Origin of the sequence: Sphingobacterium sp. LZ11T8 (genome assembly GCF_024261425.1) — a bacterium.
Classification (GTDB): Bacteria; Bacteroidota; Bacteroidia; order Sphingobacteriales; family Sphingobacteriaceae; genus Sphingobacterium.
Window position 1 is genome coordinate 542,783 of record NZ_JANBZY010000001.1, and the last position, 25,474, is coordinate 568,256.

The following is a 25,474-nucleotide window of genomic DNA, read 5'->3' on the forward strand; positions in this document are numbered from 1 at the left end:
ATGTGTTCCAACATCTGTTGAACCTGTATCATATCTATATGGTTTTATGATACGGTTTAGGTTTTTAGAAGAGACATTAGCTTAATGTCTCTTTTTTATTAATTAAAAAATCTTGTAGCCTGACTTCCTAGACTCCTGAAAGAGTGGAATAAATAGATTTTTTCTGCCAGATGCAATCGATTGCTTGTTATTTTGCGTTTTAAAATACCGAATTATTTTATTAGCCTTGTAGCTACCTTATTATTAATTTGTAAATCAAATTTATGAGTAATCAAAATAATCAATCGACCGTTGGGCCAATGATCATCATTGGATCCTTGTTTTTTATCTTTGGTTTTGCGACCTGGTTAAACTCTCTATTAATCCCCTATTTGAGAATTGCATGTGAACTGACAGAGGTACAATCCTACTTTGTGACCTTCGCTTTTTACATCGCATACTTGGTGATGGCACCGGTATCTACCTGGGTATTAAATAAATTTGGTTTCAAAAACGGAATGGCAGTTTCCTTAGGTATCATGGCAGTAGGTGCCTTGCTATTTATTCCGGCTGCTTATTCTAGGACATACATTCTTTTCTTATTAGGATTATTCGTTATGGGAGGTGGTTTAGCCATTCTCCAGACAGCATCCAATCCATATATTACGATCCTTGGATCGGTGGAAACTGCAGCCAAGAGGATCAGTATCATGGGGATCTGTAATAAATTTGCCGGTGCATTGGCTCCGATTATTCTCGGATACTTCCTTAAACTGGATGAGGCTGACAAAGTGAAGAACCAATTGGCCAGCATGAGTCCGGAAGAATCCAGTATAGCTTTAGATAAGATTGCTCTACAGGTAGTTAACCCGTACATAGGCATCGTAGTAGTTTTGGTATTACTTGGGTTTTGGATCTCTAAATCTAATTTACCGGAAGTTAAAGGAGATGAGGAAGAAGATGCTGAACACCATAACCTAACCGAATCAAAACAATCAATCTTTGATTTCCCGCACGTATTGTTAGGGTTTATCGCATTGTTTGCATACGTTGGAGTGGAAGTTTTAGCGGGTGATACGATCATTGCTTACGGTACATTCTTAGGCATTCCATTGAATACAGCGAAATTCTTTACGGCATTTACGATGGGATCCATGGTTGTCGGATATATCATCGGTATCATTGCCATACCTAAATACCTTTCTCAAGAGACGGCTTTGAAATCTTGTGCGATCTTAGGTATCATCCTGACGGTAGGAATTATTTTCACTGACGGAATGGTATCATTAACATTGGTTGGTTTATTAGGTTTAGCGAACTCATTGGTGTGGCCTGCTATTTGGCCATTGGCATTGAAAGGTGTGGGTAAATTCACGAGTGCAGCATCAGGTATCCTAGTTATGGGTATAGCCGGTGGAGCTGTTATCCCATTGCTATATGGAGCATTGTCACACTCTGTAGGTGCTCACCAAGCTTATTGGATCGCTTTACCTTGTTATCTATACATCTTATACTATGCCATTTCAGGGCACAAGGTCAGGAAAAAGACACATGCTTAAATTTAAGCAAGGCAATGGGGTTAGTGTACTAACTCCATTGTTTTTTTGAAGTTTTTCTTATCTTCGAATATTCTATTAAAATGATTATGAAAAAATTAGCATTAAGTATCCTTGTTGCGGCAGGGCTTGTATTTACGTCTTCTCAAGCAGAAGCACAATTAAAGCTGCCTCAACCAAGTAGTACCCAGTTTATCCTACAGGATTTGGGAACAGAACAGATTAGTGTGGTTTATCAGCGCCCAAGTGCTAAAGGACGTGTTATTTTCGGAGATCTAGTTCCTTATGATCAAATATGGCGTACGGGTGCCAATGATGCAACCAATATCACTTTCCAATCTGAAGTAATGATTGAAGGTAAAAAGCTCGAGGCAGGTACTTATGCCCTATTTACCATCCCTGGGAAAGAAGAATGGACAATCGTTTTCAATACGAATGCAAAACAGTGGGGTGCTTATACCTACAATGCTGAAGATGATGTATTGCGTGTAAAAGTAAAACCTACAACCTTAGAAAACCCTGTTGAAACCTTCACCATTGAATTTGATGATGTACATGAGCAATCATTAGATCTTTCATTAAGCTGGGAGAAAACAAAAGTTTCTTTCAATATTGCTGTAGATCAAAAAGAAGAGATCATGGCAAACATCGAAGAAGCAATGAAAGGTGATAAAAAACCATATTTCCAAGCTGCTATGTACTATTTCAGCAATGGTCTTGATATGCAAAAGACGGTGACTTGGATGAAAGAAGCTGACAAAGGAAACACAAAAGCTCCTCATATCAAATATTGGAAATCAATCGTTTTGGCGAAAGCTGGCGATAAGGCCGGAGCAATTAAGGCTGCTGAAGAAGGTTTAGCAATTGCAAAAGCAAGCAACAACCAAGAATATGTAAAATTGAACACGCAAGCGCTAGAAGCTGCGAAAAAATAAAATATTCATTTGACAAGAAAGCGGAGACCGAACCATCGATCTCCGCTTTCTTTTTTTATAAACAACTACTGTCCCTTACCTTTTAAGGGCATTAAATAATATCTCGATTGGATGCAATGCTCCAGCACCCGTTCCATCCATGATCTGATGCCTACAGCTTGCTCCTGGTGCAGCAATCAAGGTCTCATCAGCCTTTCCACGCACGGCCGGAAATAACACTAGCTCTCCAATTTTCATCGATAGCGCATAGTGCTCTTTTTCATAACCAAATGAGCCCGCCATACCGCAACACCCTGAAGGTATCTCCTTGACCTTATAATTGGCCGGTATCTCCAAGATCTTAGCAACGATTGGCGACAGCCCCCAAGCTTTTTGCTGGCAGTGTCCATGTAAAAGAATATTTTCTTCCTTCGAAACAAATTGGTTAGATGATATATTCCCGACCATATACTCTTCCCAAATAAACTCCTCAATAGTCAATGCAAAAGGAGCGATCCTTTCGGCATCAGCCATCAAATCTTCGTCTACAAGGTCCACATATTCATCCCTGAAGGTCAAAATGGTCGAAGGTTCAACAGAAACCAGCTTAGTATTCGAATTCAACCTTCCTCTGAAGGTCTTCACATTCTTATTGGCCAGTTTCTTGGCTTCACGCAATAAGCCTTTCGATAATAAGGCTCTTCCAGAAAAGGCATGTGGCACCATCAACACCTCATAGCCCAATTTCTCTAAGAGAATGACAGCTTTCTTCCCAATCTCCACATCATTGAAGTTGGTGAATTCATCACAGAAAAAGTATACAGATTTGATTGGTTCCTTATGACCAGAAAAGGGCTTGTCCTTTCCTTGGAACCATTTTCTCAAGGTCTTTGAAGCAATTTTAGGGATATGTCTTTCAGGAGCAAATCCCAATACATTTTTAACTAGACCAGAAGTTAGCTTTGATTCCACTACCCAATTGTACAGACCTGATATAGGTTGCATCAACTGCGTTAAAGTATCCACATGGGCTATCATTCTTGATCGGAATGGAATACCATGGCTATCGTAATAGGCCTGTAAGAACTCTGCCTTCAATTTGGCCATATCCACACTGGAAGGACATTCAGATTTACAACCTTTACAGCTTATACATAGATCCATGACCTCCTTGATTTCCTCATGGTCAAAAGGATTCGCCTTCTCCGAATTGGTCAACATCTCTCGCAGGATATTCGCTCGTGCCCTTGTTGTATCCTTCTCATCTTTTGTAGCCATATATGAAGGGCACATCGTACCACCTGATAAATGCGACTTCCTACAATCCCCAGAACCATTACATTGCTCAGCATGCTGTAAAATGGTCTGTCCTTTATACCTGAATACGGTCTTGATTTCTCTATTGGCTTGTCCAGGCTTATAGCGCAAGGAGCTATTCATGGAAGGGGTATCAACAATCTTTCCGGGATTAAAGATCCCTTCCGGATCCCATGTCTCTTTAATTTCCTTTAGCAATTGGTAATTATGCTCTCCGATCATGAGCGGAATAAATTCCCCTCGCAATCGTCCATCTCCATGCTCACCGCTCAATGAACCATTGTATTTTTTCACCAAATGAGCAATTTCAAGGGCTATTTCACGAAATAGCTGATTGCCTTCCTCAGTCTTCAAATTGATGATAGGCCTCAAGTGAAGCTCACCAGTTGCCGCATGGGCGTAATGAACAGCATAAAGATTGTACTTCGTTAGGATTTCATTGAAATCCCTGATATAGGCCGGTAGATCCTCCACATCAACTGCAGTATCCTCGATAACCGCGACAGGTTTCTCATCCCCTGGCACATTGCTCAGCAAGCCTAAACCTGCTTTCCGAAGGTTCCAGACCTTCTTTTTGTCATCTCCCAAAACCACTGGAAAGTGATAACCAAGTCCATGGGCCAAAAGATCCTCCTCAACGGCCTTAACTTTGCTCAGGATAGCCTCTTGATCCAGCCCATCATACTCTGCTATCAAGATTGCTTCAGGTTCACCATCAACAAAAAAGCGGTTCTTGGACTGTTCCAGATTATTCTTGGTACACTCCAAAATATATTTATCCATCAGTTCGCTGACCAATGGATGGTGTTTCAAAACAATAAGATTTCCCTTAAGGGCGTCTTCCAAGGAATTGAAATGAATACAAAGCAATCCACTTGGGTTTTCCGGCAATGGATTGGCGTGTACCTTAATTTCGGTAATGAAGGCAAGGGTTCCTTCCGAACCGCAGATCAGTTTACAGAAGTTGAAAGGTTCTTTCCCCGCTGTAAAAGGATCGGTTTCCAGAAGCATATCAACCGCATAGCCTGTATTTCTACGATGAATAGAAGGCTTTGGAAAGTTCTCACGGATCTGTTCCTGATTATGGTAGTTGCCCAACATACTCCGGATTTCATGATAGATCCGGCCTTCCAAATCAGGTTGTTTGCATTTGCTGTCAAACTCCTCAAAGCTCAATGCTTTGAACCTTACTTCAGAACCATCGCTCAACAAGGCTTCCACCTCTAAGGTATGCTCTCTGGCACTTCCATAGATCAATGAATTGGAACCACAAGAATTGTTGCCTACCATCCCACCGATCATAGCACGATTAGCCGTTGAAGTTTCAGGGCCAAAATATAGTTTATAGGGTTTTAGGAAAAGGTTCAGTTCATCGCGGATTACTCCGGGCTGAACCCGCACCCAGGATTCTGCTTGGTTGACTTCCAGTATTTCCGTGAAATATTTAGAAACATCAACCACGATCCCTGCGCCAACCACCTGACCAGCCAAGGAGGTCCCAGCTGTCCTAGGAATCAATGAAGTCTTTTGTTCTCGGGCAAATTTAATAAGCAAAAGAAGGTCTTGCTTATCTTTGGGGTAAGCTACTGCAAGTGGCAACTCACGATAAGCAGAAGCATCCGTTGCATATAACAGACGCATCTTTTCATCCCAATATAGTTCACCACTTAGTTGTTCCGAAAGCAGGGTTAACTGCTCTTCCATAAGTTATGATCCTTTAATCTGTGATGTATAGGTACTTTCGAATATTTTATCGGCATTGTTCGTTTCGAAGCCGTCACGACGATGCTCTCTCTTAATTTCTTCCTTTGCTAAATGTTTAAACTGTGGCAATACACTGCGTTCTGCAAATTCAACATAACTACCTGCAATTTCCAAGGTTTTACCGTCTGCAAATTTAGCATCATACAAGGCCGAAACCGTACTGCTCTGTCTAAGAAGATTGTCTCCACTTGTTTTGATCTTGCCACCAGAAGTGTTCAATTTAATGCCAATGCTTTCTAAAAATGCATTGAACTCTTCGAGGGTATTATATCCATCTTTCAATTCATGGATAGAGATGGTATAGTGGTTCAAGTAATAGCGATTATAGATGACCCAAGCCGCATATTCACTTTCTGCGAGCAGGGTTTCATATTCAGAGGAAGTAGGTAGATCCCATAAAGGCTTCTGTAAGAAGTCTGCCAATTGCTGTCCATTGTTCAGATCCAATGCATCCACTGGATCAGAAGTGATTGGAGCCGTATATTTCAGGATAATCTCTTGGGCGGCTTGGCTCAACTCAGACACTCGCAATTGGGAAACAAATATTCGGGGATAATGGTCAGCAGGAGGTGCATACCAATGTGCGTCAAGTTTCTTGCCTTCAAAATAATAGTAATCCATCTTTTTATAGCCGAAAGAAAGGAAAATCTTCTCGAAGGAGGCGATTCCTAGATTGGGAACACCTAAGGTACGGAATGCAATATGGTCATTTACGATGTCAGCTTGCGATTGTACAACTCCACGCTCCAGAAGAGCCTTGGTAATCTTATCAACATCTGAAACGTTCGCTCGGTAATGTTCAAACAAATCGTTCAACACTATATCAATAGGCTTTTTTTCGTCGAAATGCATAACAATGAATTTAGTCTTATAATTTGAATAAAGTTATCTAAAATTTATCAAACAAAAACTATTGTTCAGCAAAAAAGAGATAACCAAAAATATTATTCAGGAAAACTACAATTCTTCCGCTAAAATCTTCTCCAACTCCTCGGCAGTCAGGTTCATATTGATATTTCCATCCTTCGCGAAGGAAATCTCTCCGGTTTCTTCCGATACGATAACGGCCACAGCTTCAGACACCTCGGTCACACCGATTGCTGCGCGGTGCCTCAATCCAAACTGAGGCGGTAGGTCCTCACTGTCCGACAGGGGAAGTACCGAGCTCGCAGTCATGATCCTGTTGTCCACAATAATAACGGCACCATCGTGTAAAGGGGAATTTTTGAAAAATATACTCTCTAATAATCTTTTGGAAATCGGCGCATCGATCATCGTACCGCTGGTCTGGTAATATTCCTCATCAAAATATCTTGAAAAAACCAATAGCGCACCAGTTCTAGACTTTGACATGTTCTGGCAAGCCTCCACGATAGGTTTGATAAATTCAACATTCTCACGGTGGGTAGATTTCTTGCCTCCAAAGATGGACCACAAGAACTTCTTACGCCTTAGGGAGATATTTTTACCGATATGTAAAAGGAAACGCCGTATTTCCTGCTGGAACACGACAATCAAGGCAATGGATCCTACAGAGATAAAACCGCCGAATATCTCAGTCAAAAGGCGCATCTCCATCTGCTTTACGACTAGATATATACCGTAAAACAACCCCACACCAATCAAGATATTTACGGCTATAGTCCCTTTGATCAAGCTATAGACATAGTAGATGATAATTGCCACGAGCAATATATCGATGAAATCCAGTAGCCTGAAGCCACTTAATAGATTGAAGTCCAAACCATCCATACTTCCTGCAATTTAAAAAATATTATCCATTGATGAACCTATTTAAAATCATAAAATGATAGGAATATGGCAGTGCAAAACAGTAAATTTGTAAAAAGGAGCTAAACTATGACTAAACTTTCAGTAAATATCAATAAAATCGCGACCCTGAGAAATGCCCGTGGTGGAAATGTTCCAAACCTTCTTGCCGCTGCCCTAGCTTGTGAGAAATTTGGCGCACAGGGAATTACCGTACACCCAAGACCCGACGAAAGACACATCCGCTACCAGGATGTTTATGACTTAAAGGCCAACATCAGTACCGAATTCAATATTGAAGGTAATTGCCGTGAGCAGAAATTTATTGACTTGGTCCTTGCGAATAACCCCGCTCAGGTGACCTTGGTTCCTGATGAAGAAGGACAGATTACTTCAAACCATGGCTGGGACACCATCAAGCACCGTGAATATCTTTCCGAAATGGTGAAGCTTTTCAAGGATCAGGGCATCCGTGTTTCTATCTTTGTCGATCCAGTAGTGGAATTGGTTGAAGCAGCAGCAGAAACCGGAACCGATCGGATTGAACTATATACCGAGGCCTATGCAACCGATTTTCCAAATGATCCTGAAAAAGCGATAGAGCCTTATGTTAATGCAGCTCTTGCGGCGCAAAATGTTGGATTGGGATTAAATGCAGGCCATGACCTTGACCTAAACAACCTACAATATTTCCATCAGAACATCCCTGGATTATTGGAGGTCAGTATTGGCCACGCCCTGATTTCCGATGCCCTTTACCTAGGTTTGGAAGAAACCATCAAGAGATACTTAGCCTGCCTAAAATAGCATAGGCAGAACACATAAATGAAAAATGGGAGCCAGTTTTGCTGACTCCCATTTCTATTTGCTATTGACCTTAATGAATCGGTCTAAAGATTCTATTCCATCTAATTTTCGACAGGAAGGATCCATTCTCATCCCAGCTCAACCACGTGAACAAGGCCTTACCTACGATATGGTCTTCCGGCACAAAACCCCAACCTCTCGAATCCAATGAATTATGGCGGTTATCACCCATCATCCAATAGTAATCCATATTGAAGGTATAGCTGTCGGTCTTCTGTCCATTGATATAATAGCCATCAGATTTCTTTTCAAAGGTATTTCCTTCGTAAACCGAGATCGCTCTTTCGTACAATGGAACTGTCAATGAATCCAACTTAACGGTCCATCCTTTTTTAGGAACCTGGATAGGGCCAAAGTTGTCGTAGTTCCAAATGATCCCATTGGTATACATCGGGAAAGCCTGAAAACCTGGATTCGCATCCCCTGGCTCATAAATAATCTCTCTGAATTCCTTGATGTTGGACCATTTCTTCACCTCTTCAGCCTCAGATTTTGTCATGTGCATCGCATATTGACCCATACTTGGATCTGTATACAGCATATCCATCTCGATACGCATATCCAACAATTTCTGTAGGTTTAGACCATTCGGGTCTGTTATGACCAGATAGTTGGTCTGAAAATCCTCATCCGTAAAGGCAGGTTCTCCATTGACAAATAGTTTTGTGCGTTCCATGGAAATAACATCCCCAGGCATACCCACACAGCGCTTAATGTAGTTTTCGCGTTTATCGATAGGTCTATTGAAAGGTGCATCAGCTTCCATTGGGTAGTTGAATACAACCACATCATTTCTCTTGATATCCTGAAATCCAGGAAGTCTTTTATATGGGATCTTGATCGCTTCAGAATAAGCTTTTCCACCAGTGACAGGCATGGTATGGTGAGCAAAAGGAAATGCCAGAGGAGTCATCGGAATCCTTGGGCCATAGTTCAGCTTACTTACGAACAAGAAGTCACCAACCAACAAGCTTCTTTCCATCGATCCAGTAGGGATCATATAGGCTTCAATCAAGAAACCACGGATCAGCGTTGCGGCAACGGTAGCAAAGATAATGGCGTCAGCCCATTCTCTAGCTACTGACTTTTTATATGGATATTTCTTTTTGAATTCCTCGGTAGTGGACTGTCCCAAATATTTCACATTCGGGTCCCTGCCCCATATTGGCAAAACGATAAAGGGAACTAACACTGCAGCAGCATTTTCCCAAAACCTGCGTTTCCCAAAAGATTTAATCAAGTTCAATAAGAGATCATACCCTATAAAGATATTTACAATCGGAACAAATAGCCACACTATCCACCAGGTTGGCCTTCCAACCAATTGCGCCATGACATATTGTGCATAAACAGGAACAAAAGCTTCCCATCCTTGCTTGCCCGCTTTTCTATACAATAAGTACAGCCCGTAAGCGGAACCAATGATGTATATGGCTAAAATGATATACCACATATATTATTTATTAAAATCAAACATTTCAGTCACCTGATAAAACCCTTTTTTACCAAAAAGCCACTCTGCCGCAATAACCGCACCCAAAGCAAAGCCTTCCCTGCTATGCGCAGTGTGCTTGAATTCGATTTGGTCAACTTCCGAGCTGTACAAAACAGTATGGGTACCAGGCACTTCTTCTATTCTTAAACTTTCGATCAGCAATTCATTTGGCTTTGGAATGACTTCCTCACCAGACCCTTCCACAGAATTTACCCAGGATTTCTTTTCATCACTGTTCTCCAAAATCCCTTCAGCAATTGTAATTGCTGTTCCGCTTGGGGCATCTAATTTATGAATATGATGGATTTCCTCCACCTGAACATCGTATTGCTTATATGGATTGATGGCCTTTGCCAACATCTTGTTGATATGGAAGAAGATATTCACTCCAATGCTGAAATTAGAGCCATATAGCAAGGCTTGATCAGCTTCTAAACAAGTATCTTTTACTTCGTCCAAATGCTCATACCAACCCGTGGTTCCGACCACTAGGGGCAGATTGGACTCAAAACAAAGACTGATATTTTCTAAGGCTGCATTTGGAGTACTGAAATCAATAGCCATATCAGCTTCCTCCAGATCTTCGGAAGTAATGCTGTCCCTATTTCTTTCATCAACGATCAAAACCACTTCATGCCCTCTTTTCATGGCGAAGCGCTCGATCAGTTGCCCCATTTTTCCATAACCTAATAAAACGATTTTCATATAGTTAATTGGTTTTTATTTAATGGTAAAGGTCATTTTCAAACCCGGAGATACAAATCCGTTTCCAGAAAAAGTACCCATCCCCGGTGTATAAGCATAGTTAGGAAGTAAGGTTGGTGAAACCTTAAAACTCAGATCATTACTGATATTCCAACGGTTTTTCAGGATCGAATCCACATAGGCCTCAACCACGTTCAATCCATACCAACCTACCGTTAGCAAGATCGTCAGGTCACGGTTTCTGCGACCATAATCCTTCTGTTGAACCAAACCCTGAACGGTCCAGCTACTATTGATACCCAAGGATTCGTGATTGGACGGCTGCCCAAACTCTTCCCGATATTGCAGCTCACCTAAGAACTCTTTATAGTACCATTGCCAGTAATTAAAGGTCAGACCTGCACCAACAAATCCTCCGTAAATGATCGGAACCTTGATCCACCATAAGCCCCCATTGGTATACTGTCCCCAACCCGGTAATATCAAAGATCTTTTCCAGGCAATCCTGGTCAATCTTTCGATCGCCAACCTTGCTGAATCCTTACGGATATCCTTATAATAGAATTTCTCACGCTCCTTTTCAGCCTTTATCCTGGCTTTCCTTTCCGCGCGAGTCTCTTTCTTGACGGTATCTTGCGCAGCTTTCTTTACAGAATCCTGCACTTGGACCATTTTCGTAGAGTCAGGAATGGTATCTTTCACTTGGCTTTTAAGACAAGTAAAGGAAAAGATCATCCCAAAGAGCAGTAAAAATTTATACATTACCAGTCTAACAACTCTAAAATTCGGCTCAAATCATCCTCCGAGTTAAAAGGAATCTCAATGGCTCCTTTCCCTTTCGTAGATTTCACGTTCAATTTTACTCGAGTGGCAAATTTCGAAGCCAGGTCATCCTCAATCTTTTGATATTGAAAATTCAAAGCTGCCTCTTTTTTGCCTTTTTGTTTTTTATCCTTAGCCTGTTGAACCTCACGGACCAATTGCTCAGCCTTACGTACCGACAATCCTTTTTCAACAATCTCCTTGAATATAAACAACTGTTTATCGATCTCTCCGACATTGATCAAGGCTCTGGCATGTCCCATGGATAAATCTCCATCACGGATTGCCGCCTGGATCACAGGAGGAAGTTTTAACAAACGAAGGTAATTGGTTACTGTAGAACGGTTCTTGCTTACGCGATCGCCCAGTTCCTCTTGCTTCAGACTGCATTCCTCGATCATTCGCTGGAAACTCAATGCAATCTCAATGGCATTCAGGTTTTCGCGTTGAATGTTCTCGATCAGAGCCATTTCTAGCATCTGTTGATCGTTTGCAGTCCTCACATAAGCAGGGATTTCGGTAATACCTGCCAATTTGGACGCCCTCAACCTTCTTTCACCGGAGATCAATTGGTATTCATTCTTACCAACCTGACGAACGGTGATTGGCTGGATCAAACCTTGTACCTCGATAGACTCAGATAGTTCCCTTAGGGCTCCTTCATCAAAATCTGTCCTCGGTTGAAAAGGGTTGATCGATATTTGTTCTACTTTAATAAAGTTTATGCTACCGGCAGGAGAGCTCGGTGTCTTGCTCGCAGGAACATCGGCCGTCTTGTCTTTAGGACTACTGATCACTTCCTGTTGAAGCAATGCGCCTAAACCCTTACCTAATCCTGTTTTCCGCTGTTGTGCTGCCATACTATACTGTTACAGTTTGCTTATTATTCTCTTTTAATAATCCATTCTTCTCCAAAATCTCACGTGCAAGGTTCAAATAATTGATGGCACCTTTACAGGATGCATCATGCATGATTACTGAAATCCCGAAACTTGGGGCTTCACTCAAACGCGTATTTCTCTGAATAATTGTATCAAACACCAAATCGTGGAAATGCGTGCGCACCTCCTCCACTACTTGGTTCGATAACCTCAAACGAACATCGTACATCGTCAATAAAATACCTTCGATCTCCAGTTCGGTGTTCAATCGTGTCTGTACAATCTTAATTGTATTCAACAACTTACCCAATCCTTCCAATGCAAAATACTCACATTGAACCGGAATGATCACTGAATTTGAAGCTGTAAGTGCATTGATGGTAATTAGCCCTAAAGATGGGGAACAGTCAATGATGACAAAATCATAATCATCCTTCACTTCATCCAAAAGCCGTTTCATCTTGTATTCGCGCTCCTCCAGGTTGATCATCTCAATCTCCGCACCGACCAAGTCGATATGGGCTGGCAATAGATCTAGATTTGGAGTATCGGTGGCCTGTATGGCTTCTTTTGCTGTCACATCATTCACCAAACATTCATAAATGCTGGTCTTAATGGCGCGAGGATCAAAACCAATTCCAGACGTGGAGTTTGCTTGCGGATCCGCATCCACCAACAAAGTCTTATATTCTAACACAGCTAAACTCGCAGCAAGATTGATGGAGGTGGTTGTTTTACCAACTCCTCCTTTTTGATTGGCTATGGCAATAATCTTTCCCATTGTGATTCCTCAATTTTTGAAAATAATGTCGACCGGCATTATTTCACTTCAATATGCAAATTAACATACCTTGATGATATTAGACACTTAAATGATGTTAAATTTGCTAATTTTGAAGCGAATCTCATTCTACCAAGTCAGGATGCTAAGATACGAAAAATAGATTTAGGTATTGATACCGAACGCTATTGCTTTTTACATGTAACATCAAACAATGAATTTAATTATCTCAGGCACAAATAGAAAACGTTCCAACTCATTAAAAGTTGCAAAATTTTATCAAAAGGAATTGTCAAAAAGGGGCGAAGAGTTTGAGATACTTTCCCTTGAGGATCTTCCCCATGATATCATTGATACGGATCTATATGGAAAACGCAGCGAAGCCTTTGCCGAGATCCAGGAAAAAGTGTCTGCAGCTAAAAAATTCGTGTTTATCATCCCAGAATACAATGGCTCCTACCCGGGAATCTTAAAGGTGTTTATAGATGCCTGCGCATTCCCTGCCTCTTTCTATCACAAAAAGGCCGCTCTGGTCGGGGTATCAACTGGAAAATATGGAAATATCCGTGGCGTGGACCACTTCACTGGTGTATGCAACTATATGCGCATGCACGTCTTGCCCTTAAAGATTCACATTCCACTGATCCAAAACGAATTGAATTCAGAGGAAGAGTTTCAAGACCCCATATCATTGAAGTTTATCATGGAACAGATCGACGAAATCGAACGCTTCTAAGCCCAGCTGCTTTTTAGGTTCCACTGTCATATTTTCTTTATACAAGCTATTCTCTAGGGTCCTCCCAAAATTTTCTTGATTTTTCTTTTTACATTTAGTCCTTTGTAAAATTTTAAAAATCAACAACTATGTCGACCAACCCTATCAAATCCGTTGCACTTATCCTTTCCTTAGCATTAGCTTCCTGTAACCAATCCTCAACCGTAAAAGAAAATCCAGAAACTACAGATTCCAGTGCATTTTTCAATGCAAAGGACTTGACCGGATGGCATGTCTACAACCGTGGAAATATGGATTCCAAATGGAAAGTCGACAATGGCGAATTAATCTGTGACCCGAAGGGCAATGGAGAATTCGGCGACTTGATCAGCGACAAAGAATACCAAGACTTTGAACTGGACTTCGAATGGAAGGTCAAAAAAGGAGGAAACAGTGGTGTATTCATCAATGTTCGCGAGGATAGTACCTACGCAGCCACCTTTGCAACTGGACTAGAAATGCAACTCCTTGACAATGCCAATGCCGAACCAAGGCATCAGGTAGATTCCACGCATTGGGCAGGCTGTCTCTATTCAGTGGAATGTATCGGCAGCAACTCCAAGCCCAATCCTTTCGGCGAATGGAACAAAGCCAAGATCAAACAGCAGGATGGACAGGTAACCTTTTGGCTAAACGACAAGATCACCTTTCAAGATAGCATCAATACCCCTGCATTCAAACAAAAGATTGCCAATAGCAACATGAAAAACTATCCAGCGTTTGCGACATACCCTAAAGGAAAGATAGCATTCCAAAATCATACAGACTCTGTTGGTTTCCGAAATATCGTCATCAGAGAACTGTAGACACGGCTATTACAGTAGAAATCCTGACGTTTTTTTTAACTCAGGCGACAATATATAATCCCAATGTCATAAAGGAACTATTATTTATAATCATTCTAAATAATACCTACTTTTACTCCAGCAAAGAAAACAGTTTCAATTATACAGAAGTCCTGTTTACCCGCATGAAGATAGGCATGCGGGTAACGCAGGCACAAATAAAAAACGGGATTGGCTATATATGGACAACTGTCGCCTAAGAATTCTCTCCAAAAATGACCAAGGCTTCATCAGTATGCCAGAGGGTCAGAATATCATACACCTTTGTTTCAATAATATCCTCATCAACTTCAGCAAAGAAGATTTTATCATGTTCCGAAGGATCGTGAAGGATATCTATGCCGAAAGCAGCCCCGTATCATTTCCAGATGGCCGAGAACGGATCTTATTGAACAGCCCCTATTCGGGAATCAATTTTTCCTTCAACCACTTTGAAATGACTGAATTGGTCAGGTCTTTAGACGAGGCCTATTACATGGAAAGAATCTATTCTTTCTTGCAATAGCAGGCTTCAATGGACTTTCCCACTATCTTTCTGACCGTACAGTATCCAAGACGCCACACTAAAAATCAAATTAATTATTTGGCTTTGAATAATTTGCCAATTCACCCACAAAAAATATCCATAAAATATTTTGTAAATCAGAATTAACCCCTATATTTGCACACCGCAACACGGAAAAGGAGAATTAGCTCAGCTGGTTCAGAGCATCTGCCTTACAAGCAGAGGGTCACTGGTTCGAATCCAGTATTCTCCACCAAAAAAGACCAAGCTCAGTCATTCAGAGCATTCCGATGTCAAATCGGAAATGGTCAATAAAAAGGAGGCTTAGCTCAGCTGGTTCAGAGCATCTGCCTTACAAGCAGAGGGTCACTGGTTCGAATCCAGTAGCCTCCACTACCGAAAGAAAAGCATCAAGAAATTGATGCTTTTTTGCGTTTAAAGGTACTAAATGGATGTTTTTCCAGGGCGGTGAAGCTGGTTCAGAGCATTCCGACCTAAAGTCGGAAGTGGTCACTGGTTCGAATCCAGTAGCCTCCACTACCGAAAGAAAAGCATCAAGAAATTGATGCTTTTTTGCGTTTAAAGGTACTAAATGGATGTTTTTCCAGGGCGGTGAAGCTGGTTCAGAGCATTCCGACCTAAAGTCGGAAGTGGTCACTGGTTCGAATCCAGTAGCCTCCACTACCGAAAGAAAAGCATCAAATAAGTGATCATTTTTTGCGTTTAAGGAATTTATACTACAATTTTCTCTAATGTATACAGTGTACATTATTTACTCTCCTTCTCTAGACCGATATTATATCGGATTTACTCAAGACATTACAGACAGGTTACGACGACATAACTCAAAAAGCAAGGGATTTACAAACCGAGCCAATGATTGGATTATAGTCCATGTAGAATCATTCAATCAAAAAAATGAAGCCATGAGAAGAGAAAAAGAAATAAAAGGGTGGAAAAGCAAGAAGCTTATCGAAAAACTCATACGCGATGCTGGTTCAGAGCATTCCGACTTATAGTCGGAAGTGGTCACTGGTTCGAATCCAGTAGCCTCCACTACCGAAAGAAAAGCATCAATTTCTTGATGCTTTTTTGCTTTACCCTATTTGGTCTCAAACCATCCAGCTAAAATAATGTTGTCTCATTGGACAATAGGCCACAAATACGCTCTCTTTTCCTTGTGCCACCCTGAGAAGTAAAAATTTGGACTAAATTTATTGGAAGTTGATGACAGTAATTGGCAATGAAAATCAATTAGCTCTTTTATTTTTTAAATATAGAACCCCTTTTGGGGTTCCATTATTTTAGCTGGTATGGTACGTTAGCCTGAAAGTAGCGCAAAAACGATGTTCGATTAATCGAACATCGTTTTTGCATTAACCCTTTATAGTTCAATACCAATTCTAAAATAATTCTGCCCTTCCAGGGCAGTAGTTCGCCAAAAGAGAAATAAATCAGAAAAATAAATTTGCGGGCTAAATACCTAGAAACAAAGATTTAACAAACTTGTCATTGGTAGGAACGAAAGGTCTCAGAACCATGCGAATCCTGATTGTATTAGCGAACAGTTCCTGTACCTGCGGTACAGAATGACACGCCCGTATAGAGGAGAACCGTACAGATTCTTCACTGATCGTTCAGAATCAGAGAGCGATAAAGAGGGATTCAGAGCAACGCGAAGAATCTATTTCTTGTTTTTTTAGGAAATTGTGGTCATTCCGAAATCGTAAGATGAGGAAACTATTTCATAGCAAGAAAGGGTTATTCCGATACTCTTCGGGACATCCTCCGATGCCACAAAGCTCCCTTTTCCTGTGTCACCTTGAGGAACGAAAGGTCTCGGAACTATGCAGACCATGATTGTATTAGCGAACAGTCCCTGTACCTTCAGTACAGAATGACACGCCCATATAGAGAAGAACCGTACATATTCTTTACTGATCGTTCAGAATCAAAAATGCTATAAACCTATGTTTTGATAATTATTATTTCCTATTTATTAATTATTAAACCAATAGGATTTTTTAAGATTTTAAAACGTTATATTTACAATCTCAAAAAATCTCAATATGAAAAACCTATTAGTAATGGGTATTATTATTTTAATAACCTCATGCGCAACTTCAATGTCTCCTTCAAAAATAAGCTCTGTTTTACCTGCACTAACAAAAGCTAAATTTTATTCTAGTGTCCAAGCATCAGAAGCAATTAAAAGCTCTAAATGCAAAGTCCTGGTACATGACAGAAAATATCTAGCTCCAATTGGCCTCACGACGAGAGGGGACTTAAAAAACGGCGCAAAAGGTATAGATGAATGGGTTTCAATTGATGGTGGCAATGCATATACCCTTAAAAACTATCAATGGCTAACTGTTGACGAAAAAGGGTCAACCCAATTGCAGATCGAATTCAACACCATGGCTTGTGATTAGACCATAATCAAAAAATCCTCACAGCAATAATCCTGACCTCATTCGAGACACATTCGGAATTTTCGCAATATGTCCCGAACATGCCTCGAATAATACTCAAAGCCCATCGCCAAAAATCCTCTCAAAAAACTACGCACTTTTACAAGATTTCACCTGTAATCCACACAAAAACTCCCCTCCCTGGCAAGAATTTTCACCAAGTCTAAATACTAAATACTCTCTACTAAATACTAAAAACCACTAATCATAGAACTTCCAGGATACCCCAAACCTTAGGTTTGCAGGCGCCATAGGATAACGTCTTACGCTGTAATACCCATTAGGGTACACATGTTGGTTGACGAAGTTATAGCTTAAGAAAAGATTGACACGATCGATGTTTCCAGTGAACCAAAGATCGGCGATAGGGTAAGTTGAGAACTCGATCCCTACGTTGTCATTATAGAACTGTCCGGAGTTGATGGAATAAGAAGGTGTACGGAATGGGGTATTGAAACGTACATCCATACCCAATCTAAAGTCCATGACATTGTACAGCTTGTTCGCATAGTAGAAACTGTGCCATGTGTACAGCTCTGGCGTCGCCAGGATGTCCATCGCATCGGACTTTTGGTAAACCACGCGGTTATCTAAGTGGAACCTACGGAACTTGAAATTCTGGCCGACGGTCAGTTTCAAGAGATTAAGGTTTCCCTCTTGGGTTGGCAGGATATTCCTCGCACCCAATATATTGTTGTCAGGATTTGGAACTTCCTGAAAATAAGTATAGTTATTGATCAAGAAATACTCCAGCTTTCCGTTGAATCCCAACTTATCATTTGCGTATTGAAAGGAAAGGTTTTGGGTCTTGATCTTATTCAGATTAAGGTCTTCCTCTTTCCAGGAATGGTAAGAAAGGTTGGCATTTTGGAATATCATTTCGGGCGATTTATTCTGGGAATAGGCACCGATCCTTAATTTTCCTAAGGTTTCGTTCAAATGTATGTCGGCATAGGCCTCATAAAGGAAATCCCCAAAGTTTCGGCCTACCACAATTTGGTTGGCGGTAAAATTGACGTCAACTTTATCGGAAAACTTATAGCCGACAGCTCCCTTTACCATGGAGTTCTGGTAAAACTTATTCAACACACTGTCTGCATACCATATCAGGTCATTTTGGAAGCCCAGTTCGACCTTAGCTTCATTCTTGAGGCTTTTCCCTCGGAGATAGAAACTATAGGTAAAATCGTTCGAAATGGTTGTAATTTTTGTTGTGTCCTCTACCCTTACCAGATTGTTGAAAGGTAGGGCATTATAGAGGTCCGCCTGATTCTTGAAGAAGATAAACTTCTGTTGCCTGATACTGGAGTTATGGGCAATAACATTCGTTGGATGGATTTCGGCGTCTGGACCATTGCCACTGACCGTGTCGATCCTTCCCATAAAATAGGATTGCCTGATAAAGAAGCCCAGATCTTTCCATTTATTATAAGGGCGGTTTGACTGTATCCCATCCAATTTCACGGGATAACGAGATGGCGAAGTATTGCTGGAAGTATCCCTGAATAAGGTATCGTTCCTTACCGAACCGTTCTCGGTCGCGTCTAAGGTGTTGAACGTAAAGTTTGAAAGGAGGTTGTACCTCTTGCTAGGCGATTCGTACCAGGCAAATACAGCCCCTTTTCGGTCACTATATTGTTGGTTATTATAAAATCCGTCGGTATTGGTAGCATGGTATTCCGCACCAATATTCAGGTGGGGATTAATATTCTGCGCCAATTTAGCTCGGAAAACCTGATCATCAAAGAAGAAACCTACAGCATATAATTCTGAATAACGAGCACGAGCACGGTAATATTGGACAGAATCCGGATGCAGGATATATCGTTCCATGGCATGATAGCCGGATTGAAAACCAATGGTCTTGTTCGGGTTGAACAACAAGTCTCGAGTCGCCAAACCATAGGACCCTAGGTTGATTGAAGGATCCCAAGGAAGGTTCTGTTTATTGTAATATTGGAAATTGACATGGGAAGTATCGATCTGAAAGGTCTTTGTTCCCCGCTTCATTGTTTTCAGGTTGGTAAACCTTACGTATTTAGCCGTGAAGATGACTGAATCTTTCTTATTATCCTCTGCATTACGCGCAGAATCCAATGCAGAACTGAACTCCTCTTCAGTCTGGGCGTATAGTTTAGGAACAAGGCTAAACAACAACAATACAAACAATAACCTTCTTAGCATACTCAAATCAGGAACGGTACAAAATTTATGCCCTCAAAAATAGCGCAAAAAACCAAAATTATTGCAATGCGATCAATTCTTTTAAAATACTTGTCATTTTTGGTTCTGCCTTTGCGGCCACTTCCACTATTTCCTGAAGCGATACCGGTCTTAGATTCGGATGGAAACCTTCATCTGTCACTACGGAGATGGCAAAAACAGGTAATCCCATATGATTGGCAACGATCACTTCAGGAACCGTACTCATTCCGACGATATCTCCTCCGATAATACGCATGTAGCGGTATTCGGCACGGGTTTCAAGATTTGGTCCCGGAGCGGAGACATACACCACTTTATGGGTTCTGAAACCTAGATTATTGGCGATCTCCATGCCTTGTTCGATCATCTGGAAATTATAAGGCTGGCTCATGTCAGGGAAACGGGGCCCCAGGTCCTCATCGTTCGTTCCCCGTAATGGATTATCGGGAAGTAAGTTGATATGATCTTCAATAATACCGATATCACCTTTTCGGATATCAGGGTTCAAGGAACCTGAAGCATTGGATACGAATAATTTTTGGATCCCTAAGCCTTTCATCACGCGAACAGGGAAAGTGATTTCCTGCATGCTGTAACCTTCATAATAATGGAGTCTACCTTGCATGGCTACCACCTTACGCCCATTGAGGGTTCCAAAGATCAATTTTCCGGTATGGAATTCAACGGTAGAGATTGGGAAATTGGGAATATTGGAATACATCATCTGAAATTCCACTTCAATTTCCTCTACAAGTTTTCCAAGGCCTGTGCCTAAGATAATTCCGAATTCTGGGGTGAAATCGCCGATTTTACGACGGATAGATTGGATAGATTCTTCAATCATTTGATACATGTGTGCAAAAAAACTAGTTAATCAAACTTACTGTTATTTTTTTGCACACACAAATCAAAGGAATAGGCTTACTTTACAGCAGTCATGGGTTTTCTAACTTTTCCTGGAGAAGTTAACCATAACAAGATAAAGGTAGTTAAGCCATTATAAACGATCAGCTCGAAGCCGATTTTATATTCAGTCAGTGGTAATAGATAGGTCGTCAACAAGTACATCAATATCGGTGAAACGACACAGATGTAAGGCACAAGGTTATCTTTGACCCGCATCTTGGTCAAGATACCGAAAGAGAACAGGCCTAACAATGGACCGTAAGTGTATCCAGCAATCTTAAAGATGGCTGATACGACCGACTCATCGTTGATGACATGGAACAACAAAATAACCAATAACATAACGATCGAGAATGCAAAGTGCACATAGTTACGTTGTTTGACCAATTTTGGATCATTAGGGTTTTCCTTTTTATTGAAGTTCAAGAAATCCACACAATAAGAAGTGGTCAAGGCTGTCAATGCAGAATCTGTTGTTGCGAATGTCGCTGCTGTCAATCCCATCATAAAGATAATTCCCGGTACGATAGACAGGTGTCTCAAAGCGATTTCTGGATACAGATAATCCGATTTGCCCAGGTCAGCGATATTGATTCCGTTTGCATCAGCATAGAAATACAACAAAGCACCCACCGCTAGGAAGAATAGATTGATCACCACGAAGATACCTGTAAAGGTCATCATGTTGGTCTGTGCTTCCTTGATGGTTTTCATGCTCAGGTTTTTCTGCATTAAATCTTGGTCAAGACCTGTCATGGCAATGGTCACGAAGATACCGCCGATCACATGTTTCCAGATATTCCTAGGGTCGCCCAATAGGTTCTCCCAGATAAATACTTTGGAATAGGTGCTTTCCTTAACCTTTTCAAATGCCTCTGTAACGGTCCAGCCCAAGCCATCTGCCATAAAATAAATAGACAGGACAACGGCCAATAATAGGAAAGTCGTCTGTAAAGTATCGGTAATAATAATCGTTTTTAATCCGCCCTTATTGGTGTACAGCCAAATTAAAATAAGACAGACTGCCACAGTTAGGATGAATGGTACATTCCAAGCATCGAAAATATAGCGCTGCAATACGATGGCAACTAGGTACAATCTAAATGCAGATCCGATAGTCCTGGAGATCAAAAAGATCATAGCTCCGGCCTTGTAACTTTTGTGACCTAAACGTTCTTCCAAATAAGTATATATGGACGTTAGGTTCATGCGGTAATAAAGCGGAAGCAAGACATAGGCGATGATAATGAAGCCTATGGCATTCCCAAGGACAAACTGAAAATAACTGAAATTATTGGGGTCGCTCAGGCCTGCGGGCGTGTTGCCCACATCACCGGGAACTGAAATAAAGGTAACTCCCGATAGGGCGGTTCCGATCATACCGAAGGCAACCATGTACCATTTGGCATTTCTGTTCGCGACAAAGAACGTGGAGTTATCGGAGGAATTTCTGGATGTAAAATAAGCTACAGCCAAAAGAAGCCCAAAATAAACCACGATAAAAGTTAGCAGGATAATTGGTGACATAGGTAGATCTAAATTTTATTTATTAAGGTTAAAATTATCGATAGCCTTTCGAACATTTCCGAACTCTTCGATCAGTGCAGTTGCAGTCTCTTCGTCAGTTCCGGTTTCTGCCATCACCATACGAACCCCTCTTCCTACCAATTTATGATTAGAGAGCTGCATATCGATCATTTTATTTCCCTTAACTCTGCCTAATTGGATCATGACAGCAGTACTGATCATGTTTAACACCAATTTTTGAGCAGTTCCAGCTTTCATACGAGTAGAACCCGTAACGAATTCAGGGCCTACGATAACTTCAATAGGATATTTTGCACGGGCTGCAATCGGTGAGTTTCCATTACAAACCAAACATCCGGTTGCAATCCCTAACTCATTCGCTTTATCAAGTCCGCCAATAACGTAAGGAGTGGTTCCAGAAGCGGCGATACCAAGGACAAAGTCATTTTCATTGATCGCATATTCTTCTAAATCTTTCCAAGCTTGTTCAACATCATCTTCAGCAAACTCCACCGCTTTACGGATAGCCGTATCGCCACCAGCGATCAATCCGATCACCCAATCAAAGGGCACACCGTAAGTAGGCGGGCATTCAGATGCATCCAAGATACCCAAACGACCCGAAGTCCCTGCACCGATATAGAACAGACGCCCACCAGCCTTCATACGGTCAGCAACGACCTTCACTAAGGCATCAATTTGAGGAATAACCTTTTCAACTGCCAACGGCACTGTTTTATCTTCATTATTAATATTAGTCAGGATCTCAAGAACCGACATCTTATCTAGGTCTTGATAGTTGGAATCTTTCTCCGTTGTGTTGATCATAGCCTTCAGCATTTGCAATACATTCAATAACTTTTCGTAAATATGCGACTTTTTGCTAAAAAACGCAAAAACACGCATGTTAATTTTATATCTCGTCGAGTGGGACGAATTTATAATTTTTATTCTTCAATAAATCAATCAATCTTTCTAATTGATTAAATAATTTATCTTCTCTTTTAGGGTCAGTACCAAGATGGACAATAATTTGGAATCCATTGAGGCCCTTGCTCTCTTCATACTCAGCCAATTGTTTCAGAATCGCTTCAGTGGACAAATACCGCGCTCCCATTTCTGGATACGTGTAATCTGCCGCTGTTCTTAAACCTGGAGTAAAATTATACAGGTCCATGCCCAATTCCTTCGTCCAGGCTGCAATTTGCTTATTGTACCATTCATACGGAGCAACAAATTTGTCCATTTTCTTGATACCAATCGCATGAAGCTTATCCAGATTGGCCTGTAAATCGTTGACAAACTCCACTTTAGATAGCAAAAGGCTATCCCTGTTCTCCCAAGGTGCATACAACAGGTGCTGGTCAGAATGTGGACCAACATAATGTCCTTGACGATATAATTTGTTCAGCAACTTTGCGGATTTCTGATCTTCCAGAAATCTTCCTGTAACAAAGAAGCTCCCTTTCACTTTTTCTTTATCGAGTGTTTCTGCAACTGTTTGCAGTCCTTCCCTGAATTCATCGCCTGTAAAAATCAAGCTAACCTGCCTTTTACTGGTATCGCCCCTGATGATGGCGCCTTGAGAATCCGTTATTCTTTTTTTTTTGATTCACTCTCTTTTGCCGACAACAGATAGATCAACGAAGCTGTTCCATCCATGGTTGGCTCATTCGTGCTATAATCACCAAAATCATCATGGTAAACCACCAAATCACTTTGGAATGGAGCATACACATCCGGCTTGTACAATTGAATGCCGATCAGGTTATTATAGATCGCGGAATATACCGGTCCATCCACCAATCCCCCATCGATTGGGTAGTTGTGTAAATATGTAAACGACGAATGTGGCTCGGTTGGTGTATCACCATGTGCAGGTAATCCATAAACCATACTGGTCCCCCAAGGATTAACACCGAATAACCAATCTATATTAGCTTGTTCCAATTCTTGGAATTGCTTGTCCCCAGAAGCTTCACGATACCATAAGCATTGGATAGCAAATGAGGTTGTCAAATTGTTACTGCACCAAATAAAAGGAACTCCGCGATAGAACATGTTGTCCTTAGCACGAGCATTTACTTCCTCGATACCTTCCTTATAATAGCCTAGGGCTTCTTTCTTCACCTTGCCATCCACTGATTTTGCCAATTCAAAATGGCCGAGGTTAATGAAAGGATAATATTGATAGTGGTTTGCGGTATCCCTTACCATCCAAGGAGTTACTTTTTCCTGTCTGGCAAAGTCCATTGCTTTTTGGATATGTTCCTGGTTTTGGTTCAGGTTGAACATGGTGGCTTCAGCCAATTCCATATCGTCCACCCAGTTATCTTCAGCATAAATATAAGGTGATTTGACCGAAACAGTCTGGGTTACCCCTGGTTTGATATATGCGTATTGATAAGCCGTACCTGCCTTTTCCTTTAAGATTGAAGCATAATCAGCGTTCTGATCTTTAAGTAATTGATGACCCAAACCAAAGGCGCTCACAAATTTTGCAGCAGTGGAACTTGTCCCTGTGGTATTGTTCATGAATTTTCCTCTTTGCTGCGGATTACCATCGATAAAATATACCGGTCTTTCATGGCCTCTTCCATAAACTGAGTCTTGGCCCGGCAAGCGCATGGCAGTATGATCACGGTCATCTGCAATCTGGTTGAACATGATATTGGGTTTGGGATGCATTTTCACCAACCAATCTAATCCCCAGATAGCTTCATCCAAAACATCAGCAATTCCGTTTTTACCATCCAGTCCGTTTGCTTGTTTCTCATCGGTAAATACGGATGGAAAATCGCGATAAGCTGCCAATAAATGATAGGTAGCATTTGCCGATGTGGTGGCATACTGCAAATAATCAGAAGCATCATGCCATCCGCCCGCCACTTCTACACGAGTGCTATCAGGCATACCAACGGAACTGGCATACATGGTAAACCCATCATGAGTATGGCAAGAATCTTGAAGGAATGGATTAAATAGCGTCCTTTGCTGACGCATGTACCTCAAGGTAAAATCGGCGGTGCCTTTATAGACATCTGCATTGATCTTAAAACTTGGAGACTTTGTACCATCATCGGCCAGAAGGTAATATTCGCCCTTTTTGTTGAACTTACTGAAATCCAACCTGTAACCTAATTGGAAGGGTCCATATTGGCCAAATTGTTTACCTGTCTTGGCCGTAAAAACGGCTTTATTATTGTTTTTATCGATTAAACTAAATTTCTTGATCCCTTTATCTCCTTTAGTTACCCATACAGCAACTTTTTTATTATCAGGAAGATAGCCTAATTGGTTTATCCTGATCCAGGAATTCTCTTGTGAAAAGGCCTGAAAAGCACAAAGAAGGAAAATAAACAAGGAAAGTACTCTATTCATTATTCTCG

General features: G+C 41.1%; 22 protein-coding genes and 2 tRNA genes. 10 read left to right on the forward strand and 14 right to left on the reverse strand.

Annotated features, from left to right (window positions below):
* The first annotated feature begins 263 nt into the window (after positions 1-263).
* Both NLF99_RS02310 and NLF99_RS02315 read left to right on the forward strand, forming a co-directional pair.
* Complete coding sequence (locus tag NLF99_RS02310) at positions 264-1,538, forward strand: sugar MFS transporter (protein WP_254526591.1); 1,275 nt, start codon at positions 264-266, stop codon at positions 1,536-1,538.
* A gap of 86 nt (positions 1,539-1,624) precedes the next feature.
* Complete coding sequence (locus NLF99_RS02315) at positions 1,625-2,470, forward strand: DUF2911 domain-containing protein (protein WP_185211399.1); 846 nt, start codon at positions 1,625-1,627, stop codon at positions 2,468-2,470.
* Positions 2,471-2,545: 75 nt separating this feature from the next.
* On the opposite strand, the gene NLF99_RS02320 is transcribed toward NLF99_RS02315, so the two are convergent.
* From NLF99_RS02320 to cdaA, 3 genes are all read right to left on the reverse strand, one after another.
* Positions 2,546-5,470, reverse strand: coding sequence for an FAD-binding and (Fe-S)-binding domain-containing protein (locus NLF99_RS02320; RefSeq protein WP_254526592.1), 2,925 nt, complete (start codon positions 5,468-5,470; stop codon positions 2,546-2,548).
* A gap of 3 nt (positions 5,471-5,473) precedes the next feature.
* Complete coding sequence (locus NLF99_RS02325) at positions 5,474-6,382, reverse strand: DUF1338 domain-containing protein (RefSeq protein ID WP_185215843.1); 909 nt, start codon at positions 6,380-6,382, stop codon at positions 5,474-5,476.
* A gap of 105 nt (positions 6,383-6,487) precedes the next feature.
* Positions 6,488-7,282, reverse strand: a complete 795-nt coding sequence (gene cdaA / locus NLF99_RS02330) for a diadenylate cyclase CdaA (protein WP_185211402.1) — start codon at positions 7,280-7,282, stop codon at positions 6,488-6,490.
* A 108-nt stretch (positions 7,283-7,390) separates the two neighbouring features.
* Here cdaA and NLF99_RS02335 point away from each other — a divergent pair, with 108 nt between their 5' ends.
* Entirely contained in the window at positions 7,391-8,107 is a 717-nt protein-coding gene (locus NLF99_RS02335) for a pyridoxine 5'-phosphate synthase (protein WP_254526593.1), read from the forward strand.
* A 70-nt stretch (positions 8,108-8,177) separates the two neighbouring features.
* On the opposite strand, the gene lepB is transcribed toward NLF99_RS02335, so the two are convergent.
* Genes lepB through NLF99_RS02360 form a run of 5 tightly spaced genes read right to left on the reverse strand, consistent with a single transcriptional unit; the run spans position 8,178 to position 12,851 of the window.
* On the reverse strand, positions 8,178-9,620 hold the full coding sequence (gene lepB / locus NLF99_RS02340) for a signal peptidase I (protein ID WP_185211404.1): 1,443 nt from the start codon (positions 9,618-9,620) through the stop codon (positions 8,178-8,180).
* 3 nt (positions 9,621-9,623) lie between these two features.
* Positions 9,624-10,367 carry a 4-hydroxy-tetrahydrodipicolinate reductase gene (gene dapB / locus NLF99_RS02345; protein WP_185211405.1) on the reverse strand — a complete coding sequence of 248 codons (744 nt, stop codon included), beginning with the start codon at positions 10,365-10,367 and terminating at the stop codon, positions 9,624-9,626.
* Positions 10,368-10,382: 15 nt separating this feature from the next.
* Entirely contained in the window at positions 10,383-11,129 is a 747-nt protein-coding gene (locus tag NLF99_RS02350; protein ID WP_185211406.1) for a DUF5683 domain-containing protein, read from the reverse strand.
* A complete protein-coding gene (locus NLF99_RS02355; RefSeq protein ID WP_254526594.1) occupies positions 11,129-12,049 on the reverse strand; it encodes a ParB/RepB/Spo0J family partition protein in 921 nt (306 codons plus the stop codon). The genes NLF99_RS02350 and NLF99_RS02355 overlap by 1 nt, the downstream gene beginning before the upstream one ends.
* A 1-nt stretch (position 12,050) precedes the next feature.
* Positions 12,051-12,851 carry a ParA family protein gene (locus NLF99_RS02360; protein WP_185211408.1) on the reverse strand — a complete coding sequence of 267 codons (801 nt, stop codon included), beginning with the start codon at positions 12,849-12,851 and terminating at the stop codon, positions 12,051-12,053.
* A 214-nt stretch (positions 12,852-13,065) separates the two neighbouring features.
* Between NLF99_RS02360 and NLF99_RS02365 the strand changes: the two genes are divergently transcribed.
* The 7 genes from NLF99_RS02365 (at position 13,066) to NLF99_RS02395 (ending at position 17,408) form a co-directional block, all read left to right on the forward strand.
* Positions 13,066-13,587, forward strand: a complete 522-nt coding sequence (locus NLF99_RS02365; protein WP_185211409.1) for an NADPH-dependent FMN reductase — start codon at positions 13,066-13,068, stop codon at positions 13,585-13,587.
* A 128-nt stretch (positions 13,588-13,715) separates the two neighbouring features.
* Positions 13,716-14,432 (forward strand): DUF1080 domain-containing protein, encoded by a 717-nt coding sequence (locus NLF99_RS02370; RefSeq protein WP_254526595.1) that lies wholly within the window; start codon positions 13,716-13,718, stop codon positions 14,430-14,432.
* A gap of 220 nt (positions 14,433-14,652) precedes the next feature.
* Entirely contained in the window at positions 14,653-14,976 is a 324-nt protein-coding gene (locus tag NLF99_RS02375; RefSeq protein ID WP_185215839.1) for a DUF6686 family protein, read from the forward strand.
* Between the two features lie 178 nt (positions 14,977-15,154).
* A tRNA-Val gene (locus tag NLF99_RS02380) sits at positions 15,155-15,232 on the forward strand.
* Positions 15,233-15,294: 62 nt separating this feature from the next.
* A tRNA-Val gene (locus NLF99_RS02385) sits at positions 15,295-15,369 on the forward strand.
* A 359-nt stretch (positions 15,370-15,728) separates the two neighbouring features.
* Entirely contained in the window at positions 15,729-15,995 is a 267-nt protein-coding gene (locus NLF99_RS02390) for a GIY-YIG nuclease family protein (RefSeq protein ID WP_185214507.1), read from the forward strand.
* Positions 15,996-17,045: 1,050 nt separating this feature from the next.
* Complete coding sequence (locus NLF99_RS02395; RefSeq protein ID WP_254526596.1) at positions 17,046-17,408, forward strand: hypothetical protein; 363 nt, start codon at positions 17,046-17,048, stop codon at positions 17,406-17,408.
* Positions 17,409-17,648: 240 nt separating this feature from the next.
* On the opposite strand, the gene NLF99_RS02400 is transcribed toward NLF99_RS02395, so the two are convergent.
* The 6 genes from NLF99_RS02400 to NLF99_RS02425 all read right to left on the reverse strand — a co-directional run bounded on the left by NLF99_RS02400 (position 17,649) and on the right by NLF99_RS02425 (position 25,466).
* Positions 17,649-19,631 carry a putative porin gene (locus NLF99_RS02400; protein WP_254526597.1) on the reverse strand — a complete coding sequence of 661 codons (1,983 nt, stop codon included), beginning with the start codon at positions 19,629-19,631 and terminating at the stop codon, positions 17,649-17,651.
* A 58-nt stretch (positions 19,632-19,689) separates the two neighbouring features.
* Positions 19,690-20,505 (reverse strand): purine-nucleoside phosphorylase, encoded by an 816-nt coding sequence (locus tag NLF99_RS02405; RefSeq protein ID WP_185212984.1) that lies wholly within the window; start codon positions 20,503-20,505, stop codon positions 19,690-19,692.
* A gap of 68 nt (positions 20,506-20,573) precedes the next feature.
* Complete coding sequence (locus tag NLF99_RS02410; protein ID WP_185212983.1) at positions 20,574-22,085, reverse strand: sodium:solute symporter; 1,512 nt, start codon at positions 22,083-22,085, stop codon at positions 20,574-20,576.
* Between the two features lie 15 nt (positions 22,086-22,100).
* Complete coding sequence (gene murQ / locus NLF99_RS02415) at positions 22,101-22,913, reverse strand: N-acetylmuramic acid 6-phosphate etherase (protein WP_254526931.1); 813 nt, start codon at positions 22,911-22,913, stop codon at positions 22,101-22,103.
* Positions 22,914-22,998: 85 nt separating this feature from the next.
* On the reverse strand, positions 22,999-23,625 hold the full coding sequence (locus NLF99_RS02420; RefSeq protein WP_237219452.1) for a polysaccharide deacetylase family protein: 627 nt from the start codon (positions 23,623-23,625) through the stop codon (positions 22,999-23,001).
* Positions 23,626-23,678: 53 nt separating this feature from the next.
* A complete protein-coding gene (locus tag NLF99_RS02425) occupies positions 23,679-25,466 on the reverse strand; it encodes a glycoside hydrolase family 9 protein (protein ID WP_254526598.1) in 1,788 nt (595 codons plus the stop codon).
* Positions 25,467-25,474: the final 8 nt, after the last annotated feature.

What these genes read in the sequence shown, in the direction of transcription:
- NLF99_RS02310 (WP_254526591.1), top strand. Translation starts at nt 264, where the DNA reads ATGAGTAATCAAAATAATCAATCGACCGTTGGGCCAATGATCATCATT.
- NLF99_RS02315 (WP_185211399.1), top strand. Translation starts at nt 1,625, where the DNA reads ATGAAAAAATTAGCATTAAGTATCCTTGTTGCGGCAGGGCTTGTATTT.
- NLF99_RS02320 (WP_254526592.1), bottom strand. Translation starts at nt 5,470, where the DNA reads ATGGAAGAGCAGTTAACCCTGCTTTCGGAACAACTAAGTGGTGAACTA.
- NLF99_RS02325 (WP_185215843.1), bottom strand. Translation starts at nt 6,382, where the DNA reads ATGCATTTCGACGAAAAAAAGCCTATTGATATAGTGTTGAACGATTTG.
- cdaA (WP_185211402.1), bottom strand. Translation starts at nt 7,282, where the DNA reads ATGGATGGTTTGGACTTCAATCTATTAAGTGGCTTCAGGCTACTGGAT.
- NLF99_RS02335 (WP_254526593.1), top strand. Translation starts at nt 7,391, where the DNA reads ATGACTAAACTTTCAGTAAATATCAATAAAATCGCGACCCTGAGAAAT.
- lepB (WP_185211404.1), bottom strand. Translation starts at nt 9,620, where the DNA reads ATGTGGTATATCATTTTAGCCATATACATCATTGGTTCCGCTTACGGG.
- dapB (WP_185211405.1), bottom strand. Translation starts at nt 10,367, where the DNA reads ATGAAAATCGTTTTATTAGGTTATGGAAAAATGGGGCAACTGATCGAG.
- NLF99_RS02350 (WP_185211406.1), bottom strand. Translation starts at nt 11,129, where the DNA reads ATGTATAAATTTTTACTGCTCTTTGGGATGATCTTTTCCTTTACTTGT.
- NLF99_RS02355 (WP_254526594.1), bottom strand. Translation starts at nt 12,049, where the DNA reads ATGGCAGCACAACAGCGGAAAACAGGATTAGGTAAGGGTTTAGGCGCA.
- NLF99_RS02360 (WP_185211408.1), bottom strand. Translation starts at nt 12,851, where the DNA reads ATGGGAAAGATTATTGCCATAGCCAATCAAAAAGGAGGAGTTGGTAAA.
- NLF99_RS02365 (WP_185211409.1), top strand. Translation starts at nt 13,066, where the DNA reads ATGAATTTAATTATCTCAGGCACAAATAGAAAACGTTCCAACTCATTA.
- NLF99_RS02370 (WP_254526595.1), top strand. Translation starts at nt 13,716, where the DNA reads ATGTCGACCAACCCTATCAAATCCGTTGCACTTATCCTTTCCTTAGCA.
- NLF99_RS02375 (WP_185215839.1), top strand. Translation starts at nt 14,653, where the DNA reads ATGGACAACTGTCGCCTAAGAATTCTCTCCAAAAATGACCAAGGCTTC.
- NLF99_RS02390 (WP_185214507.1), top strand. Translation starts at nt 15,729, where the DNA reads ATGTATACAGTGTACATTATTTACTCTCCTTCTCTAGACCGATATTAT.
- NLF99_RS02395 (WP_254526596.1), top strand. Translation starts at nt 17,046, where the DNA reads ATGAAAAACCTATTAGTAATGGGTATTATTATTTTAATAACCTCATGC.
- NLF99_RS02400 (WP_254526597.1), bottom strand. Translation starts at nt 19,631, where the DNA reads ATGCTAAGAAGGTTATTGTTTGTATTGTTGTTGTTTAGCCTTGTTCCT.
- NLF99_RS02405 (WP_185212984.1), bottom strand. Translation starts at nt 20,505, where the DNA reads ATGTATCAAATGATTGAAGAATCTATCCAATCTATCCGTCGTAAAATC.
- NLF99_RS02410 (WP_185212983.1), bottom strand. Translation starts at nt 22,085, where the DNA reads ATGTCACCAATTATCCTGCTAACTTTTATCGTGGTTTATTTTGGGCTT.
- murQ (WP_254526931.1), bottom strand. Translation starts at nt 22,913, where the DNA reads ATGATCAACACAACGGAGAAAGATTCCAACTATCAAGACCTAGATAAG.
- NLF99_RS02425 (WP_254526598.1), bottom strand. Translation starts at nt 25,466, where the DNA reads ATGAATAGAGTACTTTCCTTGTTTATTTTCCTTCTTTGTGCTTTTCAG.